We start from the raw sequence: 2,284 nt of genomic DNA, 5'->3' as shown, positions 1-2,284 counted from the left end.
AGGTTAAGTTGAAGAGACGGAGCCGCAGCGAAAGCGAGTCTGAATAGGGCGTTTAGTACGTGGTCGTAGACCCGAAACCAGGTGATCTACCCATGTCCAGGGTGAAGTTCAGGTAACACTGAATGGAGGCCCGAACCCACGCACGTTGAAAAGTGCGGGGATGAGGTGTGGGTAGCGGAGAAATTCCAATCGAACCTGGAGATAGCTGGTTCTCCCCGAAATAGCTTTAGGGCTAGCCTTAAGTGTAAGAGTCTTGGAGGTAGAGCACTGATTGAACTAGGGGTCCTCATCGGATTACCGAATTCAGTCAAACTCCGAATGCCAATGACTTATCCTTAGGAGTCAGACTGCGAGTGATAAGATCCGTAGTCAAGAGGGAAACAGCCCAGATCGCCAGCTAAGGTCCCAAAGTGTGTATTAAGTGGAAAAGGATGTGGAGTTGCTTAGACAACTAGGATGTTGGCTTAGAAGCAGCCACCATTTAAAGAGTGCGTAATAGCTCACTAGTCGAGTGACTCTGCGCCGAAAATGTACCGGGGCTAAATACACCACCGAAGCTGCGAATTGATACCAATGGTATCAGTGGTAGGGGAGCGTTCTAAGGACAGTGAAGTCAGACCGTAAGGACTGGTGGAGTGCTTAGAAGTGAGAATGCCGGTATGAGTAGCGAAAGACGGGTGAGAATCCCGTCCACCGAATGCCTAAGGTTTCCTGAGGAAGGCTCGTCCGCTCAGGGTTAGTCAGGACCTAAGCCGAGGCCGACAGGCGTAGGCGATGGACAACAGGTTGATATTCCTGTACCACCTCTTTATCGTTTGAGCAATGGAGGGACGCAGAAGGATAGAAGAAGCGTGCGATTGGTTGTGCACGTCCAAGCAGTTAGGCTGATAAGTAGGCAAATCCGCTTATCGTGAAGGCTGAGCTGTGATGGGGAAGCTCCTTATGGAGCGAAGTCTTTGATTCCCCGCTGCCAAGAAAAGCTTCTAGCGAGATAAAAGGTGCCTGTACCGCAAACCGACACAGGTAGGCGAGGAGAGAATCCTAAGGTGTGCGAGAGAACTCTGGTTAAGGAACTCGGCAAAATGACCCCGTAACTTCGGGAGAAGGGGTGCTTTCTTAACGGAAAGCCGCAGTGAATAGGCCCAAGCGACTGTTTAGCAAAAACACAGGTCTCTGCGAAGCCGTAAGGCGAAGTATAGGGGCTGACACCTGCCCGGTGCTGGAAGGTTAAGGAGAGGGGTTAGCGTAAGCGAAGCTCTGAACTGAAGCCCCAGTAAACGGCGGCCGTAACTATAACGGTCCTAAGGTAGCGAAATTCCTTGTCGGGTAAGTTCCGACCCGCACGAAAGGTGTAACGATTTGGGCACTGTCTCAACCAGAGACTCGGTGAAATTATAGTACCTGTGAAGATGCAGGTTACCCGCGACAGGACGGAAAGACCCCGTGGAGCTTTACTGTAGCCTGATATTGAATTTTGGTACAGTTTGTACAGGATAGGCGGGAGCCATTGAAACCGGAGCGCTAGCTTCGGTGGAGGCGCTGGTGGGATACCGCCCTGACTGTATTGAAATTCTAACCTACGGGTCTTATCGACCCGGGAGACAGTGTCAGGTGGGCAGTTTGACTGGGGCGGTCGCCTCCTAAAGTGTAACGGAGGCGCCCAAAGGTTCCCTCAGAATGGTTGGAAATCATTCGTAGAGTGCAAAGGCATAAGGGAGCTTGACTGCGAGACCTACAAGTCGAGCAGGGACGAAAGTCGGGCTTAGTGATCCGGTGGTTCCGCATGGAAGGGCCATCGCTCAACGGATAAAAGCTACCCCGGGGATAACAGGCTTATCTCCCCCAAGAGTCCACATCGACGGGGAGGTTTGGCACCTCGATGTCGGCTCATCGCATCCTGGGGCTGTAGTCGGTCCCAAGGGTTGGGCTGTTCGCCCATTAAAGCGGTACGCGAGCTGGGTTCAGAACGTCGTGAGACAGTTCGGTCCCTATCCGTCGTGGGCGTAGGAAATTTGAGAGGAGCTGTCCTTAGTACGAGAGGACCGGGATGGACGCACCGCTGGTGTACCAGTTGTTCTGCCAAGGGCATAGCTGGGTAGCTATGTGCGGAAGGGATAAGTGCTGAAAGCATCTAAGCATGAAGCCCCCCTCAAGATGAGATTTCCCATAGCGTAAGCTAGTAAGATCCCTGAAAGATGATCAGGTTGATAGGTTCGAGGTGGAAGCATGGTGACATGTGGAGCTGACGAATACTAATAGATCGAGGACTTAACCATATAATATG

Annotated in this window: 1 rRNA gene; it reads left to right on the top strand. The window is 52.0% G+C overall.

What is annotated here, in order from left to right:
* Positions 1-2,276 (top strand): 23S ribosomal RNA (locus tag MR065_RS26940); the annotation flags it as partial.
* Between the last annotated feature and the right edge of the window lie 8 nt (positions 2,277-2,284).

The organism is Bacillus cereus group sp. BfR-BA-01383 (assembly GCF_022663495.1).
In the GTDB taxonomy this organism is placed as follows: domain Bacteria; phylum Bacillota; class Bacilli; order Bacillales; family Bacillaceae_G; genus Bacillus_A; species Bacillus_A cereus_AU.
Note: the sequence above shows the minus strand (reverse complement) of the source record. Positions and strands in the feature narration are given on the sequence as shown.